Origin of the sequence: Halomonas sp. HP20-15 (genome assembly GCF_033446685.1) — a bacterium.
Taxonomy (GTDB): Bacteria; Pseudomonadota; Gammaproteobacteria; order Pseudomonadales; family Halomonadaceae; genus Modicisalibacter.
This window is the reverse complement of record NZ_JAWQLY010000037.1, coordinates 1-1,226: the sequence shown is the minus strand read 5'-3', so window position 1 is coordinate 1,226 and position 1,226 is coordinate 1. Positions and strand designations below refer to the sequence as shown.

The following is a 1,226-nucleotide window of genomic DNA, read 5'->3' as shown; positions in this document are numbered from 1 at the left end:
CGAAGCCCGAAGCCCGAAGCCCGAAGCCCGAAGCCCGAAGCCCGAAGCCCGAAGCCCGAAGCCCGAAGCCCGAAGCCGCTCTTCACAGCGCCCCGAACCTGGCGCTCGAAGCCCGAAGCTCGTAGCTGTTTCTAAGGAGTCTCCTTGACCGATTTCGTAACCAACGACATGCGCAAGCGCCTTATCGACGGCATCCACGAGGTCGGTGAGACGGTGTTGGCAATCTACCGGCGCGATTTCGAGGTGGAAACCAAGAGCGACGAGAGTCCGCTGACCGAAGCCGACATGGCCTCGCATCATGCCCTGGTGGAACTGCTCGAGACGCTGACGCCCGACGTGCCGATCCTTTCCGAGGAGTCTGGCGAGATTCCCTATGCCACACGCCGTTCATGGGCGCGTTACTGGCTGATCGACCCGCTGGACGGCACCAAGGAATTCATCAAGAAAAGCGGCGAATTCACGCTCAACGTGGCGTTGATCGAGTCGGGCGTACCGACGTTCGGTGTCGTTCACGCCCCGGTGGTCGGCGAAGCAGGCACCACCTGGTTCGGGCAACTGGGCGAGGGCGCCTGGAAGCAGCAGGGCGATGAAGCGCCGCGCGCCATTCAGGTGCGCCGCCTGCCCGACCCGGAGCAGGCCGTCTGGAAGGTCGTCGGCAGCCGCTCCCACGGCGCCGCCGAATTCGAAGCCTTCTGCAGCTACCTGCCGGCCAATGAACGCGTTTCTATGGGCAGCTCGCTCAAGCTCTGCCTGGTCGCCGAGGGCAAAGCGGATCTCTACCCGCGACTCGCGCCCACCTGTGAGTGGGACACCGCCGCCGCCCAGGCCGTGGTCACCGCCGCTGGCGGGCAGGTGCTCGATGTCGAAACACTCGAGCCTTTGCGCTGCAATCAGCAGAACAGCGTGCTCAATCCGTTCTTCATCGTCTGCGGACAACGCGACGAGCGCTGGGAAACAGCCCTGCGGGACAGCCTCTAGCTACGAGTCTCGAGCTACGAGCAACGGGCTGCGAGCGAAACCCGAAACCCGAAGCCCGAAGCCGCTCTTCACAGCGCCCCGAACCTGGCGCTCGAAGCCCGAAGCTCATAGCCCGTAACCCTCTAATTAGTTACCAAACCGACATTCCGGAATCGCTATGCCCGAACTTAGCCCCGAACGCCAGACTCACCTCAAGCAGCTCGAAGCCGAGTCGATCCACATCATCCGCGAAGTGGCCGCCGAGTTCC

1 protein-coding gene is annotated in these 1,226 nt (G+C 63.5%); it reads left to right on the top strand.

Translation table 11 applies throughout. The annotated features are described in order from the left end of the window. Positions 1 to 168 precede the first annotated feature (168 nt). The gene (cysQ, locus tag R6258_RS18745) at positions 169 to 978 is read left to right on the top strand and encodes a 3'(2'),5'-bisphosphate nucleotidase CysQ (RefSeq protein ID WP_318453464.1); all 810 of its coding nucleotides are present in this window, start codon (positions 169 to 171) and stop codon (positions 976 to 978) included. Positions 979 to 1,226 lie beyond the last annotated feature (248 nt).

Coding starts and splice junctions, on each gene's coding strand:
- cysQ (WP_318453464.1), top strand. CDS start 169: ATGCGCAAGCGCCTTATCGACGGCATCCACGAGGTCGGTGAGACGGTG.